The organism is Marinobacter sp. R17, assembly GCF_003789045.1.
Lineage (GTDB): Bacteria > Pseudomonadota > Gammaproteobacteria > Pseudomonadales > Oleiphilaceae > Marinobacter_A > Marinobacter_A mangrovi.
On record NZ_RHGZ01000011.1, the window covers coordinates 1 to 23,534 of the forward strand.

Annotated in this window: 21 protein-coding genes and 1 pseudogene; 15 read left to right on the forward strand and 7 right to left on the reverse strand. The window is 59.3% G+C overall.

The genetic code is table 11. The features are described 5' to 3' along the window. The 10 genes from EB809_RS09610 to EB809_RS09655 all read left to right on the forward strand — a co-directional run. On the forward strand, positions 1-1,199 hold a 1,199-nt coding region (locus EB809_RS09610; RefSeq protein WP_123634601.1), incomplete at its 5' end, for a type VI secretion system Vgr family protein. Continuing rightward, positions 1,186-2,016 (forward strand): DUF4123 domain-containing protein, encoded by an 831-nt coding sequence (locus EB809_RS09615; RefSeq protein ID WP_123634602.1) that lies wholly within the window; start codon positions 1,186-1,188, stop codon positions 2,014-2,016. The genes EB809_RS09610 and EB809_RS09615, both read left to right, overlap by 14 nt. Positions 2,017-2,105: 89 nt before the next feature. Further along, entirely contained in the window at positions 2,106-5,300 is a 3,195-nt protein-coding gene (locus tag EB809_RS09620; protein ID WP_123634603.1) for a hypothetical protein, read from the forward strand. A gap of 17 nt (positions 5,301-5,317) precedes the next feature. Then, positions 5,318-6,298 carry a tetratricopeptide repeat protein gene (locus tag EB809_RS09625; protein ID WP_123634604.1) on the forward strand — a complete coding sequence of 327 codons (981 nt, stop codon included), beginning with the start codon at positions 5,318-5,320 and terminating at the stop codon, positions 6,296-6,298. Between the two features lie 206 nt (positions 6,299-6,504). Continuing rightward, entirely contained in the window at positions 6,505-7,488 is a 984-nt protein-coding gene (locus EB809_RS09630; RefSeq protein ID WP_123634605.1) for a tetratricopeptide repeat protein, read from the forward strand. Between the two features lie 35 nt (positions 7,489-7,523). Further along, positions 7,524-7,838, forward strand: coding sequence for a hypothetical protein (locus tag EB809_RS09635; RefSeq protein ID WP_123634606.1), 315 nt, complete (start codon positions 7,524-7,526; stop codon positions 7,836-7,838). Continuing rightward, on the forward strand, positions 7,831-8,889 hold the full coding sequence (locus tag EB809_RS09640; RefSeq protein ID WP_123634607.1) for a hypothetical protein: 1,059 nt from the start codon (positions 7,831-7,833) through the stop codon (positions 8,887-8,889). The genes EB809_RS09635 and EB809_RS09640 overlap by 8 nt, the downstream gene beginning before the upstream one ends. Positions 8,890-8,897: 8 nt before the next feature. Further along, positions 8,898-9,335 carry a hypothetical protein gene (locus EB809_RS09645; protein WP_123634608.1) on the forward strand — a complete coding sequence of 146 codons (438 nt, stop codon included), beginning with the start codon at positions 8,898-8,900 and terminating at the stop codon, positions 9,333-9,335. Next, positions 9,328-10,383 carry a hypothetical protein gene (locus tag EB809_RS09650; protein WP_148079179.1) on the forward strand — a complete coding sequence of 352 codons (1,056 nt, stop codon included), beginning with the start codon at positions 9,328-9,330 and terminating at the stop codon, positions 10,381-10,383. The genes EB809_RS09645 and EB809_RS09650 overlap by 8 nt, the downstream gene beginning before the upstream one ends. An 87-nt stretch (positions 10,384-10,470) precedes the next feature. Continuing rightward, positions 10,471-11,337 (forward strand): DNA ligase, encoded by an 867-nt coding sequence (locus tag EB809_RS09655; protein WP_123634610.1) that lies wholly within the window; start codon positions 10,471-10,473, stop codon positions 11,335-11,337. A gap of 52 nt (positions 11,338-11,389) precedes the next feature. Here the strand turns inward: EB809_RS09655 and nfi are convergent, their stop codons facing one another. After that, the gene (nfi, locus tag EB809_RS09660) at positions 11,390-12,088 is read right to left on the reverse strand and encodes a deoxyribonuclease V (protein WP_411711066.1); all 699 of its coding nucleotides are present in this window, start codon (positions 12,086-12,088) and stop codon (positions 11,390-11,392) included. A 246-nt stretch (positions 12,089-12,334) separates the two neighbouring features. Here nfi and EB809_RS09665 point away from each other — a divergent pair, with 246 nt between their 5' ends. Further along, positions 12,335-13,315, forward strand: a complete 981-nt coding sequence (locus tag EB809_RS09665) for a nitrous oxide reductase family maturation protein NosD (RefSeq protein ID WP_190294864.1) — start codon at positions 12,335-12,337, stop codon at positions 13,313-13,315. Positions 13,316-13,348: 33 nt separating this feature from the next. Here the strand turns inward: EB809_RS09665 and EB809_RS09670 are convergent, their stop codons facing one another. Beyond that, a complete protein-coding gene (locus EB809_RS09670; protein WP_123634613.1) occupies positions 13,349-13,753 on the reverse strand; it encodes a DUF4332 domain-containing protein in 405 nt (134 codons plus the stop codon). Positions 13,754-14,027: 274 nt separating this feature from the next. Between EB809_RS09670 and EB809_RS09675 the strand changes: the two genes are divergently transcribed. Next, positions 14,028-15,338 (forward strand): MFS transporter, encoded by a 1,311-nt coding sequence (locus tag EB809_RS09675; protein ID WP_123634614.1) that lies wholly within the window; start codon positions 14,028-14,030, stop codon positions 15,336-15,338. 54 nt (positions 15,339-15,392) lie between these two features. Continuing rightward, positions 15,393-16,361, forward strand: coding sequence for a threonine/serine dehydratase (locus EB809_RS09680; protein ID WP_123634615.1), 969 nt, complete (start codon positions 15,393-15,395; stop codon positions 16,359-16,361). On the opposite strand, the gene EB809_RS09685 is transcribed toward EB809_RS09680, so the two are convergent. Next, positions 16,362-17,669 carry a DUF3422 family protein gene (locus tag EB809_RS09685; RefSeq protein ID WP_123634616.1) on the reverse strand — a complete coding sequence of 436 codons (1,308 nt, stop codon included), beginning with the start codon at positions 17,667-17,669 and terminating at the stop codon, positions 16,362-16,364. Positions 17,670-18,006: 337 nt separating this feature from the next. Here EB809_RS09685 and EB809_RS09690 point away from each other — a divergent pair. Next, a pseudogene (locus tag EB809_RS09690) lies at positions 18,007-18,534 on the forward strand (DVUA0089 family protein); the annotation flags it as partial. Positions 18,535-18,583: 49 nt separating this feature from the next. On the opposite strand, the gene EB809_RS09695 reads toward EB809_RS09690, so the two are convergent. Then, a complete protein-coding gene (locus tag EB809_RS09695; RefSeq protein WP_123634618.1) occupies positions 18,584-19,228 on the reverse strand; it encodes a hypothetical protein in 645 nt (214 codons plus the stop codon). Between the two features lie 155 nt (positions 19,229-19,383). On the opposite strand from EB809_RS09695, the gene EB809_RS09700 reads away from it, so the two are divergent. Continuing rightward, the gene (locus tag EB809_RS09700) at positions 19,384-20,103 is read left to right on the forward strand and encodes a spermidine synthase (RefSeq protein ID WP_123634619.1); all 720 of its coding nucleotides are present in this window, start codon (positions 19,384-19,386) and stop codon (positions 20,101-20,103) included. Positions 20,104-20,112: 9 nt separating this feature from the next. On the opposite strand, the gene EB809_RS09705 is transcribed toward EB809_RS09700, so the two are convergent. From EB809_RS09705 to pdsR, 3 genes are all read right to left on the reverse strand, one after another. Continuing rightward, positions 20,113-20,556 (reverse strand): DUF4124 domain-containing protein, encoded by a 444-nt coding sequence (locus tag EB809_RS09705; protein WP_123634620.1) that lies wholly within the window; start codon positions 20,554-20,556, stop codon positions 20,113-20,115. 81 nt (positions 20,557-20,637) lie between these two features. Continuing rightward, complete coding sequence (locus EB809_RS09710) at positions 20,638-22,692, reverse strand: ATP-binding protein (RefSeq protein WP_223807901.1); 2,055 nt, start codon at positions 22,690-22,692, stop codon at positions 20,638-20,640. 6 nt (positions 22,693-22,698) lie between these two features. Continuing rightward, a complete protein-coding gene (gene pdsR / locus EB809_RS09715) occupies positions 22,699-23,400 on the reverse strand; it encodes a proteobacterial dedicated sortase system response regulator (protein ID WP_123634621.1) in 702 nt (233 codons plus the stop codon). Positions 23,401-23,534: the final 134 nt, after the last annotated feature.

Consider the following 23,534-nt stretch of genomic DNA (forward strand, 5'->3'; position numbering starts at 1 on the left):
CCGACAGCCTCAACCGGGACTGGCTGATCACGACGGTCAAACACACCGGCAAGCAGCCCCAGGCGCTGGAAGAGGAAGGCGGTTCCGAGCCCACCACCTACAGCAACACCTTCAAGAGTGTGCCGGGCGACACCGCCTGGCGGCCGGAGCCGCCCGCCAGACCGATCATGGACGGCCCGCAGATCGCCATCGTCACCGGCCCCCAGGGCGAGGAGATCCACTGCGACGAACACGGCCGGGTCAAGGTAAGGTTCCCCTGGGACCGGCGCCTGCGGCCAAGCGAGGTAGAGAGTGCCAAGAACGACGAGCACAGCAGCGCCTGGCTGCGGGTCAGCCAGGGCTGGGCCGGGGGCAGCTACGGCTTTATGGCGTTACCCCGCATCGGGCACGAGGTCATCGTCTCCTTCCTCGATGGCGATCCGGACCAGCCGATCATCACCGGGCGCACCTACCACGCCACCAACACGCCGCCCTACCCGCTGCCGGAGCACAAGACCCGCACGACCTTAAAGACCCAGACCCACAAGGGCGAGGGCAGCAACGAACTGCGCTTCGAGGACGAGGCGGACAAGGAACAGATCTACGTCCACGCCCAGAAGGACCTGGACCTGCTGACCGAAAACGACCGCACCGAGGTGATTCACCACGACAGCCACCTCACCGTCGACAACGATCGCTACGCCCACATCAAGGCCAACGACCACAGCACCATCGATGGGGAGAAGCGAGAGAAGGTGGGCCAGGACCACAGCTTCGACGTCACCGGAACGATCCACCTCAAAGCCGGCACCGCCTGGCTCAGCGAATCCGGCCAGGAACTGCACATCAAGGCGGGCCAGAAAGCCGTCATCGAAGCCGGCGCCGAAATCACCCTCAAAGGCGGCGGCAGCTTCGTCAAGATCGACCCCGGTGGCGTCGCCCTGAGTGGTCCGGCGATTAACCTTAATGCCGGTGGCTCGCCGGGGAGTGGGTCTGGGCAGGGAGTGACTATGCCGGAGGTGCCTCAGGTGTTGGCAGCGCATACGGGAGAGAAGGTTGAACCTGCGAAACTGGCAACGACCGGAGCGAGGGCGTCTGCCGAGTCCGCAGCCTCCCCGGATAGCCGCACCCTGAAACGGACGGCGCGTTCAGGGGCCTCTGTGGTGTCAGGTTGTGAATTCGACGAGCAGGACCGGTGTTTGCTCCATGACCATTCATGAAAGCCTGAAAGTGCCTCAAACACCGCTGGAGCGAGCGGATTTCGCCATCCTGGACCTTGCCCAGGACGATACGCTCCTTACCTGGTTCTACGAGACGACAGCGACGACGAGCCTGGATTGGTCTCCGCTATACGCTGAAACTGTCCACGAGGAAAGCTGGCAAGTGGGGCCCATCCTGATTCAATGCCGTGGGCATGAAGGTTTTATCAAGGCGTTTCAGGGGCGTGCCCAGAGGCAGCCCATTGGTGTTCTGGTGAAAGCCGGCGATGCAGACCTTACGACGCTAACCGAACAGCTACGCATGAACCTCACGATTCATGTGGCCAACGGCGATGCACTTTTTCGCTTTTACGATCCACGAAGCCTCGACGCACTGTTTCAAGTGCTGGAGGAGCACCAGATTGTCCACCTCATGGGTTCCAGCCAGCAGTGGTTCTGGTTTAACGACGGCGGATGGCAGATGCAATTGTTGCCAAATGGAGTGCAACGCCCGGAACAAGATCAAAGAGCTCCCCCGGTCATCAGTGAGGGCCAACTGCGCGAGCTGGAAGTGCGCAAGAGGGATCGCGTCGCGGAAGGGCTGCATACGCACTATCGGGACTACATCCCTGCATCGGATTCATTGGGCTTTGTGAAGACACAGGTGCGTGTAGCTGCCGCGAATGGTATTGAGCGCTACCGGGACCTCGAACGCTGGATCCGTATGGCGATTGCTGCCAAGGGCCCCCTGGAGCAGTCTGAGGGCTGGGAAAGGCTTCAGAAAACCGGTTTGGATGCTAAAGACATTCTCAATCAACTGGAACACGAAAGCGCATAGATCATTACCTTCGTTGGACGAGGGGCTTCAAGATCTCTATCGATCAGCGGTGAATGGTTTGGGCCATGGATGGCGTTTGGGAGAAAACGATGTCGCAGTACGAACGGATTGACAGCAATGTGGATGCACAAGACGAAGCAGCGGCGAACGCTATCAATGCAGAATCGCCCTCTTTGCCGGAATCTAAATTCGAAGCGGATGACCAGTCCTCTTGCGCTTCCGGAGCAACGCAGTGCCAGCAGGAGACGTTCGTCTCGGCGATCTACGTCACCGGGCATCAGCGTTTCTGGTTACTGACCCAGGAGGCCAAAGACGCCATCTCGAGCAGTGCCGCCAAGCTTAAGGGGGCTGTTGCCAAGGAAAAAGCCAGCGACCGTATTGATGCCCTCAAAGACATTGGGTTGTCGGATCTATTCGTGCCACCAACGGCCAAAAGTTTCCTCCCGGCAAATGATCAGAAGCGATGGGAAGAATTGCTCGGAGCCAATGCGGCTGACCAAGAGTCGATTCAGGAGATTGACGACGAGATAGATCAGGCGCGCATTGAGCACAAGAAAAGAATGGAAGCGCTGGATCATGGTGAAAGATTCAGCTTTGAATTGCAGCAGGCAGGTGCTGAATGGAGATCCTGGTATTTAGGAAAACGACAGGAAATACACCAACTGAACGAAGCCATCGACGAGCGTCAGGCGACCATCGACGAGTTGCGCGAGCGTGGTGAAAATGCGGCGAAGACGGCAGGCTTTAATCTCATAGAGGGTCAGCTTTTCTCGGACGAGCAGGTTGAGTTGCATGAATTGATGCAACAGTACTCAAAAGCTCGCCAAGCGTACGAGTCCGAAAAAATGGAGGATTACGACCAAACCGATATTTTCCTGAAAAGATGCCGGTTGAATCTAGAGTTGCAGGATTACGAGGCGGGAAAAAGCGATCTGAATATCGACCGGGTCGAGGAGTACCTGACCGAGTGGAATCAGATGATTGGCGATATCCAGCCTTACCTCGAGAGCGTTTTGGCGCTGGCGAACAGGGGCGTCGCCATGCCGGAATACGCTTTGGCCAACGGTCAGGAATCGGTAGAACGAGGTGTCCTGAAACTGGCCGACCATCGACGCCTCGACTTCGAGGTTCAAAGGATTACGGAAAAGTTGGAGGAAGAAGCCGAGGATTGGCTTGAGGTACTGGCCGATGCGGGCCCAGTGCCTAAGGCCGCGCTTTATAAGTATCAGGCCGATATCGACAAATGCCACGACGATCAGAACGAACTGCGTCGCCAGGCGAAAGAAACCGCCGAGCGGCTTGATCCTCCCCGCCTGTTTGTCTGGAACCCGAACGAGTTCGAACAGCGCCCCTACAAATCACTCGTCAAGCCGGGCATCCCGTTGCGCGAATATTCGGAGGTCGGAGGAGACACGCTCCAGCACTTCTCAATTCTGGACCTGGGCGGCGCCGGGAAGCACCTGCAGGAACACTTACTGCAGGACCACCCGCATTACAGCGACCAGCCGCCCAAAGCGATCGCCGCGGCCATGAAAGCGGCGCAAAAGCCTGGCGACGACAAGCTTCTGGAAACTCTCCTGACGGATCTGGGCTGTAAGCCCTTGTCGATCCAGGCCACCTGGTTCGATCAGCACGGCCTGTTTGAACCCGAGGCATTCTTCGAGTCGATTGCCGGTGAGCGGGTCGACGCGTTACAGGATGCCGAAGCCCGTCGACAGTGGGGCGAATCGTTGCGCGGTATCCTGTTCGACAAGAGCGCCAAGCGCCACATTACCCTGTTGGACGAAAGCTACACCTCACAGTTCATGCGCCTTGTGCTCAGCGGTGTTCCGGGGGATTTGGGTGAGTCGCTCTCCGAGGATTCCAGGATCGAAATGCTGGATAGCCTGAGCGGTCCGGATTCGTCAGTAAAAGGATCGAGCGAGCCCAAAAAGGGTGAGCACAAGGTGGGTTACCAGGTTGCGGAAGCCAAGATCGGCACGAACCTGGCGTTTCGCCAAGGACAGATCGATCTGCTGGACGTCAAGTACCCGAAACCGGAGAAGGCCGAGCCGATCCAGATCGAATACCACACCGAGAACGGGGCGCAAACGCTGGACATCGGGCGCTTCGTCTGCTCGGTGACCGCCAAGTGCTGGGGCTTCATCGGGGCGCGCATCGCTCTGTCCCGTTCAATTGGTGTCGAGGCGGTACAGGGCAAAGGCATTGCGATTACGGGCGTTGAAAGCAAAGAAGAGCAAGGCGCAGACGACAACCCGAACGGATCGGGCCAGAAGAACAAGGTGCACACGGTGCAGGGCGCCCAGTTGGACGCCTTTGCCGGAGGCGAGGCGGGAGTCTTCGCCCAAACCGAACTGTTGTGGGCCATGCCCGAGTCGCTGCGGCGCACCGAAACCTACCGGAACCTGGGTAAAGCCCCGCCAGAGTGGCTGTCGGTGGGCTTGCTCAACGCTGAGTTGGTGGGTCGATACGGTGTGGGTGCCAACCGGGAGTTTATGTTGACGCTGAAAAAGCGTCGCATAGCGCTCAAGGTCGGCGGAGGCGTTACCGCCGGATTTGGAGGCAAGTGTTCGCTGGGCTTCGAGCTGGCGCTGGACACGATTCCGTACTGGATACGACTGTTGCAGGACGAACTGCAGGACAACGGTTACAGCTACGTGGCCTGGATCGACCCGGAAGCCTTCGAATACCTGAGCTGGCTGGCCTACCTGTTCCTGACGACCGGCTTGAGCCTGACCTTCCTGGCGATGCGGGGCTACGACTTTGTGGAGACGGCATTCCGCAAGCTCAACGCCAGTGAGCGAGCGGGCCTGGTGGCCTGGCGCCTGACGGGCGGAAATGGTAGCCAGGGGCTATCGGACGATGAGTACCGAGCGTGGTTCCAACGACTGCAGCCGGAGGCGATTGGGCCGTTGTTGAATCACCTTGTGTCTGAACCGGAAGCCATCGACACACCGGATGGTCAGAGAAAATCGGAAACTGAGGTGTTGCAAATGCAGCAAGAGGCCATCGTGAATTGCCTGACGTGGATGAAAGACGCAGAGCAGACGAAACCGGAGTCGTACCGGCAAGCAAAGCCGAATACCATTCAGAAGCAGTTCGAGAAGTCGCTCAAGCGCATGAACATGCAGGGCACCAAGCCTACGGAGGATGTGGGTGAAATGGTCCGCGAAAGCCTTGGGAAACTAGACCAGTTTATGCAAGGCGGAAACACTCCTGAGAGTGCACGAAGCAACCAAGACTACAGAGCCATTCGCCAAAAGCTCGCTTACCATATTAAATGATGCGGATTTGATTGTGTATGATAAATATTTTCAGAGTTGTATTGATTGTTACGTTAGGGCTGACTTCCGGAAGCGCGATTTCTGAATCGATAAATTCTGACTCCTCGTCGCTGTGTAAGGATGGGATTAGTGATTACCAGCAGCATAAATATCGTGATGCAACAAGCAAGCTCAAGCAGGCTGCGAGTAAAGGCTGTGCAGAAGCTGCGTATTACTTAGGCGAGTTAGAGAGGCTTTCTCATACCTTTATGACGCAAAAATCCGAGCAATGGTATCGACAGGCGGCCGCTGGTGGTGATGTTTATGCGATGGTTCGCTTGGCCGATGCTGATATATGTGCAGGGCTCGGTGACTGCGATATCGATAAGGACGAGTGGTTCCAAAAAGCATTGGATATAGCATTGCCTAAAGCGAAGTCTGGGGATGTTGCTGCTATGGATGCGCTCTACTCCGTTTATGGCAAGATGGGAGATGAGGATAATGCTTGGTACTGGTTAAAGAAAGCAGCGGAGCATGGTAATGCTTCTTCTCAATACTGGGTTTCTCATCTTATAAAGAATGGCTATTCATTCTATTGGACTGATGATGGGCGAATGGAGGACGCCATTAAATGGATGCGACAATCAGCCGAAGCAGGCTTCCCTAAAGCAATGGTTGACCTTTCATATTTGTATAAGGATCAAGACAATCTCGAGAAAGCCCGCTACTGGGTTGAGCAGGCAGGGAAGACAGATTATTACGTTGGTATTTTTAATTACGGGTATTCTCTATATTTCGGTTCAGAAGGAATGTATAAGTTTTCCGATGATCGAAAGGTTGAGGGTTTTGCAACTATAATCGCCCTCTACAGAGAAACGAACGACAACTCCCTAAAAGGCATGCTGCAGCGGGGTAGGGAAAAGTTATCGGCTGACTTTTTGGATGCGGCAGAAGCACGCGCAAAGGATTTACTCACAGATAAGCCGATTCTTTACTACGATCCGAAATTTGGACTCTGACAAGTTTTTTTGGAAGTGATGAGTTAGGTATGGAAGCACTAATGGTTTCATTACAGTCAGCCTAATCCACTCCTAATCATCGGGAGTCCCAACGAATTCGAACATCGCCCAGAAATTGATTGTCAGACCGGGCATTCCATTGTGTGAATCGTCCGAGACTATAGAGGGCCTACAAAGCTTCTGGCCGTCGATATTGATAGATAGTAGTGAATGAAATGATGAGAGCCTTATGGTTAACGATTCTGCTAGCGGTGGTTGCATTCGGAGCAAATGCAGCAGCAAAGGAAACCGATGGCGAAGCGCTTTACGAAAAAGGTTACATTCTCTATCAGCAACGGCACTATGGCGCTGCTCGCGAAATATTTGAGCGGGCCGCAAAGGCAGGTGAGCCTGAGGCTGCTTATTATGTCGGCGAACTGGAACGGCTCTCTCATACCTTCATGACGAAAGAAGCCGAAAAATGGTATCGACAGGCGGCCGCTGGTGGTGATGTGTATGCGATGGTTCGCTTGGCCAATGCTGATATTTGTGCAGGGCTCGGTGACTGCGATATCGATAAGGACGAGTGGTTCCAAAAAGCATTGAATATAGCATTGCCAAAAGCAAAATCTGGCAATATCGATTCAATGAATGATCTGTATGTAATATACAGTGTAATGGGCGACGACGACGAAGCTTGGGGCTGGCTGAACAAGGCTGCATCTAATGGACATCTATTTGCCCAGTACTGGCTGTCGTACTTAATAGAGAAAGGAAAAGGGTTCTATTGGACTGAAGACGGTCGAATAGAAGACTCGATTAAATGGATGCGAAAGTCTGCAGAAGGCGGTTTTCCGAGAGCCATGGTCGAGCTTGCCTTGTTGCTTAAAGATCAGGGCGATCTGAAAGGTGCTTGGAACTGGCTCGAAAGGGCAAGCAATACAAATTATATACGTGGTATCTACGAGTATGCGGCGGCCCTGATAAAAGGCCCTGAAGGAAAGTTTAAGATACCAAGCAAAGATGAAGCTAAAGGATACGCTCTGTTCTTGGAGCTGAAACAAAAAACAGATTCAGACGTAGCGAATGATTTTGCCGATTTTTATAAAGATAAAATTTCCAGTGATTCTTTGATCCAAGCCAAATCCATGGTGGGTGATCTTCTGGTCGACGAGCCGATCATTTACTACGACCCGAAGTTCGGTCTCTGACTCTACGGCTTGTTCCCGCGCCTTTTGTCTTGAGCTTGGACGAATTCGAAAAGCGATCTTGCAAGGCACCGGCTAAGCTGGACATTCCCTCGCTGCAGTATCCGGGAGCAGATCACCAGGGGCAAAAGGGCATGTTCGGAAACGTGGTCAGTCGGGAGATCGTGAAGTACTCATGGAGCGCCCGTGTCCAGATCCGCATTGGCAAGAAGGACGACCTGATGGTTTTCCCAGCGCCTCTACCGGACTCTTCATTGACGTACGATAAAAACAATGAAGAACACACCAAGCCGGATTTCTCCGAAACGGACAGGGTTTTCTGGTTCGATGAAAAGGTGGTTCAACGTGGATAGTGTTGTAGAAATACCGAGGCAGACAACTGGGTCTTATGCCGATACCGCCTATCGACCGGATCAGATACCGGAGCAACCTCCCCAACATGAGGACCATAACCAATCCGCTTTGGGACGCTTTGGCACAACGCGGTTGCCATGGGGGCACACCGAGGCTGTTATTCCTTCGACCCTATTCTCTCAGGCGCCGCCAAGCCTACTACGTCGGTATGAAAAGCATGGGGATCCGTTGGAAGGTACCGGTTATCAGGGACGAATGGACCATGAGTGCTTTCGATATGCACCATTAGCCAAGCGTTTTCAGATTCTAAATCTAACAGAAATTTTCACTAGGTTTCTGATCCTCATATTCGGTCCTTTGATGGTATTAGGGTTGATTATTGGATCATTTTTTACATATAAAAAAAACTATTGGCAGAGTTTGATAAATGATGAATGGGTATCGGCAGTTTTAGTGTTTGGTATTCCAATTGGAATCTGGTTAATTTCAAAAATTTTGATTAAGTTTTTTTTGAAGTGGTTTTTGAAGGCGGGAAAAGGTCCTTTATGGGAGCTGAATCGCCGCACCGGCATGGTCACCGTATGGACCTACCCCTCTAAATTCCCATTCATCCCCCGTGGCAAGCCAAAGATCTTCAAGGCGCCGTTCGTGGAGTTTGACGCTTGGGTCAGCATTCGTGGCGACCGGGCCGGGGTCCTGAATCGTCTGCATCTGTTCCACCGTTACAGTAAGTGCGAAGCAGGTGTGGGGGCTGTCGGTGGAGCGACCAGTATGCCTGAGCCCTGCTACGCCCTTTGGGACTTCGTACAAAACTACATGGACGTGACCCAGCCCTTGTCCGACATCCCGATCTGGGAAGCCTACCGCCACCTGGACCCGGTCACGGCCGAGCACGACCGGCAAACCAATCGCCCGGAACGCTACTGGCGCGATATGGACGACGATACCTTCAAGGCCTGTGAACGGGAGATGCACAACAGGGTCCGAGCGCTAAGCACCCTGGGTCGGCCAAACATCATGGCCGAGAAGACGGTTTACGCGAGCTACTAGCACTCAAGTTGTTCGAGAATCAGGATCCGCTGGTGGTCGAATCTCACCCGCGCATGGTGGAAATGCGGTCGCCGGTCAATTTGGGGCCGGGTATGGTCAAGCTCTGGCGACTATTTCCGCTGGATATTCCAAGAACCAGGGAAAGCATTCTATACAGCGAGCCAACCGACAATGGGTACCTTTTTTATCTGGAAGCGCCCGGGGTCCATATGGAGGAGCAAAAGGGCCTGTTCGGAAACGTGGTCAGTCGGGAGATCGTGAAGTACTCGTGGAGCGCCCGTGTCCAGATCCGCATTGGCAGGAAGGACGACCTGATGGTTTTCCCTGCGCCCTTGCCGGACTCTTCATTAACGTACGATAGAAACAATGAAGAACACACCAAGCCGGATTTCTCTGAAACGAACAGGGTTTTCTGGTTTGATGAAAAGGTGGTTCAACGTGGATAGTGTTGTAGAAATGCCGAGGCAGACAACTGGTTATTATGCCGATACTGCCTATCGACCGGATCGGATACCGGCGCAATCACCCCAACATGAGGACCACAACCAATCCGCGCTGGAGCGTTTTGGCACCGCGCGCTTGCCGTGGGGGCATACGGAACCGGTTGTTCCCATTACTATTTTCGCGAAGGCCCCTCCAAAACTACTGCGTAGGCATGAAAAATATGGGGATCCCCTGGAGGGAACTGGCTATCAGGGGCAGATGGATCATGAGTGTTTTCGATATGCTCCGCTCGCCAAGCGTTTTCAGGTTTTAAATCTGGCTGAAATAATATCCAAGTTTATAACGCTCGTATTCGGCCCATTGCTAGCCCTGACGTTAGTTGTCATGTCGTTTGCTACATCAGATCGTGATTACTGGCAGAGCGTTGTTGATGACTGGTTTTTTTTTGCTGTATTCATAGGAATCCCGGCGGGAACTTGGTTAGTTTCATGGATCATGGGGAAACTTTTCTTAGGTTGGTTTCTAAAAGCCGGAAAAGGCCCTTTGTGGGAGCTTAACCGCCGCAATGGTATGGTCACGGTTTGGACTTACCCTCCGAAATTCCCTTTCATTCCCCGTGGCGAGCCAAAAGTCTTTAAAGCGCCTTTTGTCGAATTTGACGCCTGGGTCAGTACCCGTGGTGACCGGGCTGGGGTTCTGAATCGCCTCCATCTGTTCCATCGTTACAGCAAGTGCGAAGCAGGTGTGGGGGCTGTCGGTGGAGCTACCAGCATGCCTGAGCCCTGCTACGCCCTTTGGGACTTCGTCCAGAACTACATGGACGTGACCCAGCCCTTGCCCGATATCCCGATCTGGGAAGCCCACCGCCACCTGGACCCGGTCACGGCCGAGCACGACCGGCAAACCAATCGCCCGGAACGCTACTGGCGCGATATGGACGACGATACCTTCAAGGCCTGTGAACGGGAGATGCACAACAGGGTCCGAGCGCTAAGCACCCTGGGTCGGCCAAACATCATGGCCGAGAAGACGGTTTACGCGAGCTACTAGCCAGTACACAGTTCAACGTTGAGTGGTTTCCCAGGGAAGGGAAGCTGAAATGCAAGCAAATCCTTAATTCACCACAAGGACCGTGAAATGCCCACCCCGCTGTACCAGCGCTGGCTGCCAATTCTGTTTGGCCTTGCCCTGCTATTCCCCGCTTCCGACCTCCACGCCGAAAAACCGCAACTCACCCTCGCCCAGGTCTACGAAAAGGGCGATGCCCTCAAAGGCTACTGGGTCAGCGAAAAACTCGACGGTGTGCGGGCCTACTGGGACGGTGAGCACCTGATTTCGCGTCAGGGTCATGCGTTTCATCCGCCGACCTGGTTTACCCGGGATTTTCCGGAGGTACCTCTGGATGGCGAGCTGTGGATGGGACGCGGGACCTTTTCCGAGTTGTCCGGGGTGGTACGCAAGCTGGAGCCGGTGGACAGCGAGTGGCGGCAGGTGCATTACGAGATTTTTGATCTGCCCGGGAGCGATCGCCCGTTTTCGGAGCGGGTGGCTCGCATGCGGTCGCTGCTCAAGCCTTCGCCATCACCCTACCTCGTTATGATCGAACAGACGCCGGCAACCACGCGGGAGGCGTTGATGGCGCGTCTGGACGAAGTGGTTGATGAGGGTGGTGAAGGGCTGATGCTGCATCGGGGCGGCGCCCTGTATGAAGCCGGCCGCTCGGACGATTTGCTGAAGGTGAAGCGGTATCAGGATGCCGAGGCCACGGTGGTGGGCTATTCGCCGGGGCAGGGGAAATACGAGGGCATGCTGGGCGCGCTGGTGGTGGAGCGTTCCGATGGCCGCCGGTTCAAGCTGGGTAGCGGGTTCAGTGATGAGCAGCGTGCGGTTCCTCCGGCGATCGGGGCGACGGTGACCTACAAATACTATGGCCTGACGTCGACCGGGTTGCCGCGGTTCGCCAGTTTTATGCGGGTTCGGGATGAGGAGCCGGTGGCGGAATAGGAGACGGGGCCCGATGCGGTTCGCTGGGTTCACCGGCATCCTGCGTTTTGCTTTATTTGAGTCCTTCCAGGGTTTTAAGCCATTGCTGGCCGCGGTTTGAGGCCAGGCCATCCGCCCAGCGGGTGGTTTCCGGGAGCCGGTATCGGGTAATGCAGGCCATGACGTGGTCGATGGCGGTGGGCAGGCTGATGCGGTGGCCGGATGAGATGAAGAGCGGCTTCACACCCGAGCGAGTGCGCAGGACCGCGCCGATGGTCTCGTCGCCATCGACCAGTGGCGTCCATTCGCCTTTGGTGTCGGGCACGGTGCCGTGGGTGCCGGTCAGGCGGCTTTTGCCGACGCCGATGCTGGGTAATCCGGTGAGCAGGCCGATGTGGGTGGCGATGCCGAGCCGTCTGGGATGGGCGATGCCCTGGCCGTCGCAGAGCAGCAGATCGGGCATGGTCTTCAACTGCCTTAACGCGTCCAGAATGACCGGGCACTCCCGGAAGGAGAGCAGGCCCGGCACGTAGGGAAACCGCGTCGGCAATCGGGCCAGCGCGTAATCGACCGGCGTCAGGTCTTCCCGATCCAGCACGACGATGGCCGCCCGTGCCGTCTGGCCATGGTCCTCAAACCCCACATCCACGCCCGCCACGGTCCGGACCTCGGGGAGGTCGTCGTCCGTGGTGACTCGGGCACGCAGCGACCGCTGCAAAGCAATCGCATCCTTGGGCGTGAGATCGGCCCACTCGGCGCTGAGATCCGGCAGCATGACCACTCCTTGACGATTCGTTAATGGCGCGTTGATCGAAAATCCGACAGAGTATCAGGCTCTTGCCCGGCTTCGATCGTGTCGGAACCGGGGAATCCCGATCAGCAATCAAAGGAGTGTGCCGCGATGGCGGATGCTGGCGCAATCAGAAAGACAGGCCAACGGTTTGTTTTGATCCTGCTGGGCCTGTTCGTCTTGAATTCAATGGCTTGGGCCGACAGCCGAAACGCGTGCAGCCGCAGAGTGACGACGGGCGAGGATCTCCAGGTCGCCCTGGACGGCCTGCCGGAAAACGGCAGTCACCAAATCGTCTGTCTCGATGCGGGCACGTTTCACCTGAAGGACATGGTGGTCCTAAATCGCAACAACCTGACGCTTCGCGGGGCCGGTCCCGACAAGACGATCCTGCAGATGGCCTCCGGGGTCTCCAGTCCGGTGCTGGTCCTGGGCGATGCCCATCACCAGGAACCCCAGCGCCCGATTCGTCAGGTAATCGTCGAAGGCCTGGGCATTCACGGCGGCGGCCACAGCGACAGTGAATTCCGGCCGGACCTGCCATACCTGAGCAACAGTGGCCTGATTGTCCGTCGCGGTGAGCAGATCACGCTGCGTAACCTCGAACTGAATGACTGCCGCAGCGCGTGCCTGCTGACGGAATACCACAGCAAGGACGTGCTGATGGAAAACAACCACGTCAGCGGCGCGGAATGGGACGGCATCTCCCTCAACCGGGCCGGGCCGACGCGGATTATCGGCAACACCATCGAGAACAACACGGCAGCCGGGATTACTGTGGAATTTATGGAAGGCAGTGAGATCCGCAACAATGTGATTGCCAACAACGGCTCCCACGGCCTCTATCTGGCGGATGCCGAGCACAACCGGTTTGAGAAGAACATGATCCGGACCAATGCCGGGGCCGGGGTGTTCCTGACCTGTTCGGTTCGCGATCGCGATCCGGTGCTGTGCTGGGACAACAGTTTCAGCCGGGACAACACGTTTGTGGATAACCGCTTCGAGCACAACCGCTTCGGCTACCAGGTGGCGGTGGACAAGGCGGCGAACTGTCTGGATTTCCCATCGCCTCCAAACGTATCCCGGGGCGATACCTTTGTGGACAGCCCCAATCACGAGCCGGCCTGGGAGGAGTACGGGCATTGCCTCGCTTACGACGGCAGCAAGGCGGTGGAAACGGTCAGTCAAAAGGAAGCCGGGGCCCGGTAGCCCAACGGCTCCAGACTCCGGCTCAACACATGTTCAGTGGTGGACGGCCCGCGGTAGCGCCTTGGCCTGTTTAACCCAGTCTTCCACCTGACTCATTCCGGGCAGTTGGCGGACCAGATTCCGTTCTTCGTTCACCTCGGCCATCTTGGCGTGCAGGTTGTCGGCCTTGCGCTGGGCCAGTTCCGGGACGGTATCGACACCGGCGTATTCGAGAAGGTCGGCATACTGGGTGCTGATGCCGTTGATCCGCGCCAGGTCCGCCCGGTTCACCCAGCCCAGGATAAGTTTTTCGCTGATGCCGGTTTGCTCGGCGGTGGCCCGGCGCCCCCTGGGATCGCCGCAGGTCTTCAGCAGATCGGTCAGGGAATGGATATCGACCCGTTCCAGCTTGCCGGCGTAGGTCTCGCCGATGCCCTCGATTTCGGAAAGTTTGCTCATGGTATTGCTCCCGTAGCAGTCGCTGGACTGTTCTGACAGTCCGCAAACCGGCTGCAACGGGCGGGTATCCGCGACGGGGCGTCCACCAGGCAGCCGAGTGACCGCGAAGCCAAGTGTCCCATCTGGCCTAATACCGCATTTTAAATTTAGCCGACGCCGGCCAAAGTGAAAGGCCGTGATTACGCCGTAACCAGACGGTAACTGGCCGGGGGTATCGGCCAGTGCTAATCTCCTGAAAACCTTTTGATAATCGACGCACCGCCAGGGAATTGCGATGCCATCCGAAGCCAGTCCGACTGCAGTACCCACCGCCGGGAGTCGGCGCGCCCTCTGGTCCTGGGCCTTCTACGATTGGGCCAACAGCGCCTTCTTTACCATTATCCTCACCTTCGTGTTTGCCCGTTATTTCAGTCAGTCCGTGGTTCAGGACGATGTGGCCGGCACCGAGGCATGGGGCAACATCATAGGGATTTCCGGCCTGTTTATAGCGGTCCTGGCGCCGATTCTCGGGGCCATTGCGGACCAGTCCGGCCGGCTCAAACCCTGGCTGGTGACGTTTACCCTGCTGTGTGTGTTCGCCAGCGGTATGCTCTGGTTCATCACTCCGAGTGCCGATCAGTTCTGGCCGGCGGCGATCTGGGTGGGCCTGGGTGTCCTCGGCGCCGAGTTTGCCTTCATTTTCTATAACGCCATGCTGCCCGAACTGGCGTCGCCGGATCATGTCGGGCGCTGGTCCGGTTGGGGCTGGGGCCTGGGTTATGTGGGCGGCGTGCTCAGTCTGGTGGTGGCCCTTTACGCCTTCATCGAGCCGGAAGGGGCCTGGCTGGGGCTGGACGCAACGCAGGCGGAGCCGGTCCGGGCTACGTTCGTGTTGGTCGCGATCTGGTATCTGGTGTTTTCACTGCCGATTTTCTTCCTCACACCGGATCGTCCGCCGACCGGAATACCGGCGGGTCAGGCCGTGCGCGCGGGGCTGCGCCAGATTGCCGAGTCCATCCGGCACGTGCGCCAGTACCGGCACATCCTGCGTTTTCTGATCGCGCGCATGATCTATACCGACGGCCTGGCGACGGTCTTCACGTTTGGCGGCGTCTATGCCGCGGGCACCTTCGGGATGGAGCAGACCGAGGTTCTGCAGTTCGCCATCGCCCTGAACATCACCGCCGGGCTGGGCGCCGTGGGCTTTGCCTGGGTCGACGATGCCATTGGCGGGCGCAACACCGTGCTGCTGTCCCTGGTGGGCCTGGGGGCCAGCGCGCTGGCGATCCTGGTGGTGGAGTCCGTGGCCGGCTTCTGGACCTGGGGGATGATTCTGGGGATTTTTGTGGGGCCGCTGCAATCCGCCAGCCGCTCGTTCCTGGCGCGCATCGCGCCGGAACATCTGCAGACGGAAATGTTTGGCCTGTTTGCCTTCTCCGGCAAGGCGACGGCGTTCGCCGGGCCGCTGCTGGTGGGCGCGGTGACCGCTGCAACGGGCAGTCAACGCTGGGGTATGGCGACGATCCTGGCTTTCCTGTTGATCGGTTTCCTGCTGATGCTGACCGTCCCGCCGGCCGACCGCGTGAAGGCGGAAGCGGCGGCTTGATACCCGCCTGCCGAGCGTTCACTCTGGAGGTGTGCACGATTCCGGAGGGCCCACATGACTCAGGCCCCGATACCGGATGCGCAGGCCATCCACGATGCCGAAGCCCGTATCCGGCCTTACCTGTCCGAAACGCCCCTGCTCCGGGTGCCCGACCTGGACGCCGTGATGGGCGCGCCGCTCCACCTCAAACTGGAAACCCTGCAGCGAACCGGCAGCTTCAAGGCTCGCGGTGCCCTCAACTGGGTTCTAACGGCCGAACCGAAAGAGTTGCGACGGGGGCTGGTGACGGTCTCCGCCGGCAACCACGCTCTCGCACTGGCCTGGGCCGCGGCGAAGCGTGAGGTACCTGTGACGGTAGTGATGCCCGAAGGCTCCAGCCCGCTGAAGGTCCGCGGTACGGAAGCGCTGGGGGCGACGGTGATTGTCCAGGGCACGATCCAGGAGGCGGTGTCTCATTGCCATCGCCTGCGCGACGAGTCCGGGCTGACGCTGGTCCACCCCTATAACGATCCGCGCGTGATGGCCGGGCAGGGCACCGTGGGTCTGGAGCTGCTGCGTCAGTGTCCGGACATGAAGCGCGTGCTGTGCCCGATCGGCGGCGGCGGGCTGATTTCCGGGTTGGGTTTGGCGTTGAAAGCGGCCCGGCCAGAGATTGAGTTGATCGGTGTGGAGCCGGCGGGTGCGCCGACCATGCGCCATGCCTGGGATTGCCAGGATGCCGCCGCCGCACTGGATCAGGTCGACACCTGGGCGGCGAGCCTGGCGCCGGCGGTGGTGGGCGAGAACACCTACGCCGCGAGCCGGCAGGTGGTGAACGACATCCTGACGGTCAGCGAGGCGTCGATCCGACAGGCGACGCGATACCTGCTCTCCTGCGGCCACCTGATGGTGGAGCCGGGGGCCGCCGTTGGCCTGGCGGCTTTGATCGAGCATCGTCTGCCGTCGGTTGCCGGCGATACCGTGTTGGTGCTGACCGGCGCCAATCTGGACCTGGAGCAGGTCGAGCGCTGCCTGGATGACTGATCACTGCTGACGGGCCATCTTCAGGAAACGGTGATGGATCCGCCGAACCCCCAGGAAGACACCGCCCAGTACAACCGGTATGGCGATTCCCAGCACCAGCGATTTGTTGAACGTCCAGCCGTTGTCGTAGGCCGCATCCAGGCCCAGCTTCAACAGGCCGATCAGGTAGTAGCTGATCGCCACCACCGACAGCCCTTCCACCGTGTGCTGCATCATCAACTGGATTTTCGAACGCCGGTCCATGGAGCTCAGCAGTTCCTGGTTCTGGCTCTGGATGGCCAGCTCGACCCGGGTCCGCATCATCTCTGACGCCCGATCGACACGACGAGACAGATCCTCCAACCGGTCGCCCACGGACTGGCAGGTCTCCACCGCCGGGGTCAGGCGCCGCGTCATGAATTCGGTGAGGGTCAGGTGGCCGCTCAACTCGTCTTCCCGCAGGGCGGCGAGTCGGGACAGCACCAACTGGTGATAGGCCCGTGTTGCCGTAAACCGGAACGTGGAACGGGCGCGGAAGGCCTCGATGCGGGCGGCGATGTCGGTCAGTCGGGCCAGAATCGCCGGTTCGTCCACGTCCGCGTTGTCGGCCAGTGTCTGGGTGATGGCCGCCAGGGTCTGATCCATATCCGCCAGGCCGGGCGAGATGTCCCGGGCCAGGGGCAGCGCCAGGAGCGCCATCAACCGATAAGTCTCGATTTCCATGACCCGTTGGGTCAGCCGCCCCAGCTGGCTGTCGGACATGTGGTGGTTGAGAATCATGAAACGGCCGAAGCCATCGCTGTGTAGCCGGAACGTCCCCCAGATCCGGGCCGCACCTTCCTGCGGGCTGCTGCCCACCAGCCGCAGCTCTTCGAACCACGGCCGCACCCGCGCCAGGTCGACGTCCGGGCCGCCGGCCACCTGCTGCACGTCCAGGTGAAACGCCGCAACAACGGTTCCCTGTAATTGTTCCAGCCAGCCTTTGGGCAGATGGGTGATGCCGGTCGACGTAAACGGATCGGCCTCGGGATCGGCCCGACTGGTGAAGGTGTAGGAGGCAAATTCAAAGTGCATTTCCCGCCGGATGCGCAGGGTGCCGAAATCCTTCTCGTAGCAGCTGACTTCATGGACGGGCGCCTCGAACCCCAACAGGCGGTGCAGGTGCTGCAGGTGTCGGAACTGTTCGCGACGCTGGCCCGGTGTGGTTAGCAGCGCGATATGAGTTACCCGGGCCGGACAGGACAACACCTGGAACGGCCGTGAATGCAGCTCGTTGTAGAGCTCATCGCGCAGCGGGTGCAAATCGAGACGGCCAAGTGACGGGTGCAAGGCAATGTTCCTCAACGGGTTTTATGACGGTCCTGTGATGACCTTAGGCCAAAGCAGTGTTACCGGGAAGGCGACGATGGGAGTAGGTCGATCATCATGAGTATGTGTCGAAAAAATTCACACATCTTGTTCATGCTTCTGAATATTCAGTGATTTTTTCACCTAAAGCGACTGATTTAGGGCATGAATTCCGTTTGTGGATCGCATCTTGCTGCTGTCGGCGTCGGCCCGGATGGGCCCATGGATATGGACAGGATTCTAACGATAAGGAGTTGTTATGAAGACGGGAGCAGTGTTGTTGGCTGGATGCCTGATGGCGGCGAATGCCGGCGCCGCAACGATTCACTTCACCGGTAACATCGAGTACCACAACGATGTCGTCTACACCTACTTCACCCTGGATAACGACGCGGACGACGTGCGCATCTGGACGGATTCGTATCAGGGGGGAACCAACTTTGATCCGATCACGGCACTCTGGAATGCAGACGGGTCACTGATTGATGAAAACGACGACAACAGTGGCATCAATCCGTCGACCCAGACCAGCTATGACTCAGGGTTTTCACTGAGCAGCCTGGCGGCGGGGAATTACATCTTTACCATCGCCACCTACAACAACGCGGCGCAAGGCAACATGCTGTCCGACGGGTTCGCATACGACGGCCTGGATCCGATTCCCCTGGCCGAATGGGATCAGCCCGCCAGTCACGAGGGCATGGGGCCGAACTGGAGCCTTTGGCTGGACGGTGTCGACAGCGCTTCCAACCCGGACGATGCGGCGTCCGTCCCCGAGCCGTCCTCCGTCGCCCTGTTGGGGCTGGGTCTGCTGGGCCTGGGACTGCGTCGCGCCCGTCGCGGTTGAGTCCCTGCGAGCTGGCGTGACAGAACGCCAGCTCGCTTACAGCATCTTCCTAGATATACTCCCAAAGCCACTGCTCGACCAGACGCTTGTCCTTGCGCGAGGTCAGGCGCTCGGTATCCAGTGACATCGGCTGGATCTGTGGGCATTGTACATCGCTGCAGTCCAGGCTGAAGGTCCGTGCTGCACCGAATGGGTGGTCTTCCGGTCCGTAGATGGAGATGATGGTCAGCCGTAGGGACAGGAAGTCCACCTCCCGGTTCCGGGGTAACCCGTTGTCCACCTGGACACCGCCGGCAACCGCGGCCCGCTCGATCAACTCCCGGAAGCTCTTCACCTCGATACAGGCGCCATTGTGCAGCGGCCCTTGCCGCGTGCGTTCGCGGACGGGTTTGCGGTTCTCGTCATCGTCCAGGCTTTCGTCCGGATCGGTGGCGGTGGTGCAGAAAACCCCTTCCGACGTTTCCAGCTCCACCACCAGGCACTGGATGAAGATGGGCTCCTTGCTCATGTTGCAGATCAGGCAGGGGGAATCCAGATCGTCCTTGCCCACGCCCTTGTTGATCAGCAGGCGCGGTCGAGTATCCCGCCGGTAGGTTGTGTAGAGGAGCTGCGCGTAGAACAGCCAGATGGCCAGCGTGCAGACGCTGGTGATGACCTGTAATACGCCACTGTGTTGGTTGAGCCAGTCAATCAAAGACGCTCTCCTTGTCCTGATGGGCCCCGCGCGGGCGTTGCCTTCGAAACCGTCCAGCATGAACTTTCATCGATTCGACGACAAGCAAGGCCGGCCGAAGGGCTTTCCTGGTCTACGAATGATAGTCTGTACGGCTATTTAACGGGGACATCGAGATGGGCGTACTCTTCGAAGAGATTGATAGCCAGCCGTCCGACATCGGCGAGATCACACTCCGGCGGCGACGCATTCCGGCGTTGGGCGACCGCGATATCTACGAAGTGAAACTGGGCGAGGAATTCCTCATGTCCAGCATGTTCGTGGACGCCGAAATGGCGCTGGCGGACCTGGGCCTGGGTGCGTTGACCGGCGATGACTTTGCAGTGGTTGTGGGCGGTCTGGGGCTGGGTTATACCGCCGACGCCGCGCTGCGCGACAAGCGCGTGGGTGAGCTGCTGGTGGTGGAAATGCTGGAACCGGTGATCCGCTGGCACCAGCAGGAAAAAGTCCCGCTGGGCGCCGTGTTCAACCGGGACGATCGCTGCCGCTTCGTGAACGGCAGCTTCTTTGACCTGGCCGTCGAGGGCGGGTTTGATCCGTCGCAACCCGGGCGCCAGTTCGATGCCATCCTGCTGGACATCGACCATTCCCCGAGCGATTTCCTGGACGAGGGCAACGCCAGCTTCTACCAGCCGGACAGCCTGCGCCTGATGAGCCGGCAGCTCAAGCCGGGTGGCATTTTCGCGGTCTGGTCCAATGAGCCGCCGGCAGACGCCTTCATGGCGGATCTGGGGGCCGTCTTCACGGATGTGGAAGCGAAGGTCGTCAGCTTCTTCAATCCGTTCCAGAACGGCGAATCGTCGAACACCGTCTACCTGGCCCGCCAGCCGGCCTGAGCGATCGGTTCAGCGCCAGCTCACCAGGCAGCCACCGCGCACCCTGTAGCGCCCGGTTTCCTTGCCGCGGCGCTCGTAGACCCACCACTGGCCTTCCTTGTGGTCTGGATCCCCCAGCACGTAATTGAGTTGTTGAGCGCTCATCCCCGCCTTGACTTGCCGCCGCGCCCGCCAGGTGCGCAGCTGGGTCGACTGGATGTAACCGAGATCGCAGCCATTGGTTGATGTCTTGCGGCTGGCGTGGTGGGCGGGTTGCCAGACTTCAACGTCGGTGCCGGTATCCAGTCGACCGCCGGTGGTCACCGGATGGACCTCGACCTCTTTTGCATGCTTCGAGCAAGCCGAGTCGGAAAAGATCACCTGGCCGTTGGGACCCTGACATTGATAGATGGCGGCGGACACCGCCGGACAGATACCCATACCGAGCATGAGTATCAGTAGGGACGTGCGCATCCTGCGTTCTCCTGCCCGATCCGTGGGCGTTGGTTGTTCTCTGAACGCGTCAGCCTACCAGAAAGGACCGGTGGCTGCCCGTCAGCTCTGGGGTGGATGGGGCCGGTGACGCGGCAGGAGCAGGTCGAACACCACCCCGTCGGGATCGCTGACGTTGCGGGCGCTGATGTGCCCGCCGTGGTAGTCGGTAATCAGCCGCACGATCTGCAGCCCCTGGCCCAGGTGGCCATCCTGTTGGCCTTCGCGCAGGGAGACAAACGGGCTGAAGATTTCGCTGGTCAGGTGAGCGGGCAGCGGCGCTCCCGCATTGAACACCTGCAGGTGCCAGACCGCGTCCCGATCCTCCAGCCGCACTTCGATCAGGCCGCCGGTCGGGGTGAAATCCCGGGCATTGTCCACCAGCTTGTCCAGCAACTGGACCAGCAGTTCCGGTGAGCCCTCAAACGGACAGCCCGATGTCGGTCCCTCGTAACGAATGTTGTGGTCCGGATCCAGGCTCTGGTAGGCCGCGGTGGCCTGGGCGGCCACGTCGGCCAGGTCGAAGGATTCCCGTTCGGCCTGCTCGAAACTCTTTTCCAGCCGCGCGGCCTCGCTCATGCCTTGCAGGATCTGGCTGAGGCGGTCGGTGGCCTGGTTGGCCCGGTCAATGTAGGGCGAGTTGGCCACCTCCGGGTTATCGTGGCGCAGGTTTTCCAGCGACGAGCGCACCACCGCCACCGGTGTTTTCAGCTCGTGGGACAGGCGACGGGCAAAACTCTCGAGATAGTCCGTATAGCCGTGCAGGTTGTCGATCAGCCGGCTGAACTGGCGGGACAGCTCGCCCAGTTCATCGCCGGCACGGCTCTCCGGAATCCGCTTGAGCAGGCGTCCATCGGCGTCCACCGTCGCCGCCACGCTGCGTTGCAGCCGTGTGATCCGCCAGGACAGCCAGCTGGCGTAGCCCAGCAATGTCAGCACCAGCAGGCCCACGAACAGCACGCTGCGGACGATCACCCGGCCCAGCGTATCGCCGGACAGGGCCAGGATGTCCTTCAGCGATTGTTCGAGCACCAGCGTGACCGGCGCGCCGGACGGTGTCGTCAGGGTGCGCCGATACACCAGTGCAGACTCCTCGTCACCGTGACGCACCAGTCCCTGCTCGGGGATGGTGGGCACCGCGTAACGCGGCGACGCCTCCGGAAGCGGTGCCGGATCGGGCTGGAAGCGACGCAGCAGGGCGCGCAGGCCATTGAGGGCGATCTGTTCGACGATCTGCCCGGGCCCCAGGCTGTCGAAATCCGTAGTGTCTTCCTGCAGCGGTCCGTGGCTGTCCACCAGGACCCAGCCCTTGTCGTGCAGCAAGAGCACCCGCTGGCCCGAACCCAGCAATGGCTGGATCTCGCCGCCCAAGACGGTCAGCGGATACAGCAGGTGGGGCAGGTGGTGGCCGGCGTCGTAACCCATATGCCCGAGCAGGCGGTAGCCGCCGCTCAGGCTGGGGTCCGGGTGCCAGACTTCGAAGCCGATTTCGCTGTTCAGGGCGGGGCGGGGCATTCGCAGCTCCACCTGATAACCCTGCGCCGTGGCCTGCCAGACGCCGGTGACCCGGTAGTCGCCGGGGCCGCCATCGGGTGCGGCGCCCACCACCGGGCCGGGCGCCGGCGTGCGGATTTCACGGGTGATGGCGTGGCCGTTGTCGTTGAGGTAGAGGCGCAGGTGAGCGTGGGGCGCCTCGGGATCACCCGGATTGAAATAGCGGCCCGGCGCCTGGCGTACGCGGATCAGCAGATACAGGGACTGGCCGTCCACGGCCGCGCGCCACTGCACCGGATCGTCTGCCGAGATCGGGCTGGCGTAGGCGGAATCCGTGTCCTCGTCCCAACTGGGCCAGTCGTCGCCGTAACCGTCGATGAACAGGTGCCGGGTCAACGGTTGGGCGTACAGCAGCCGTTGGTCCGGGGCTGGCAGGGCGTTGAGGCTGGCGCGGTCGTTCTCGATCAGGTGCTGCAGCCGGGCGGACTGCCGGGCCAGCTGCTCGGTGGCCTGGGCACGCAGCGCCGAGTCGAGCTCCAGCACGAACTGCAGGCCCGCCCAGGGAATCAGCAACACCAGCAGGCAGGCGATCAGCAGCTGGCGTTTGAGGGTCAGGCGGACCATGCAGACTCAGGATTCATGGGCGTTCCAGCGGTAGCCGAAGCCGTAGGCCGTCTGCACGGCGTCGAACGCCGGATCGGTCTGCTGGAATTTGCGCCGGATGCGTTTGATGTGGGAGGTCACCGTGTTGTCGTCGAGGACGGTGTTGGCCGCCTCCATCAGCTGGGTGCGGCTGCGAACGTGGCCCGGGTGCTGGACCAGCGAGTGCAGCATCCAGAATTCGGTGACGGTCAGCTCCACGGCCTGGCCGTCCCATTCCGCGGTCATGCGGTCGACATTCAGCGCCAGGCGGCCCCGTTGCAGTTTCTCATCGGCCTGCTGGCTGCTCTGGGACCAGGCGTCCGCCCGACGCAGCAAGGCGGCGATACGGGCGAACAGATGGTCCAGGCTCATGTCCTTGGTGACGTAGTCGTCCGCGCCCAGGCGCAGGCCGGCAACCGAGTCCGCGTCGCTGTCGCGGGCGGTCAGGAAAATGATGGGCAGCAGCGCCGAACGCTGGCGCAGGGCCTGGCAGAGGTCGAAACCGCCCTCGATTTCTTCACCCAGGCCCACGTCGATGATGGCCAGGTCGGGCAGCGGGCCTTTCAGACCCTCCAGGGCTTCCGGGCGGCCGGCGTAGACCGTCACCTCGTACCCCCGTCGTTGCAGGGCGTCCCGGTAATTTTCCCGGATCGCGGGTTCGTCCTCGACTAGCACGATATGGCGTTTCATACATCCGGCTCACAGCTTCCCTAAAGACTGACGGCTATTTAAACATGCCGGGGGCCCCTCGCAAGCATTGACGGTCCATTTGCCACAATTGATCACGATTGACCCGCAATCCCGACAGGTTCTCCCACGGCTTT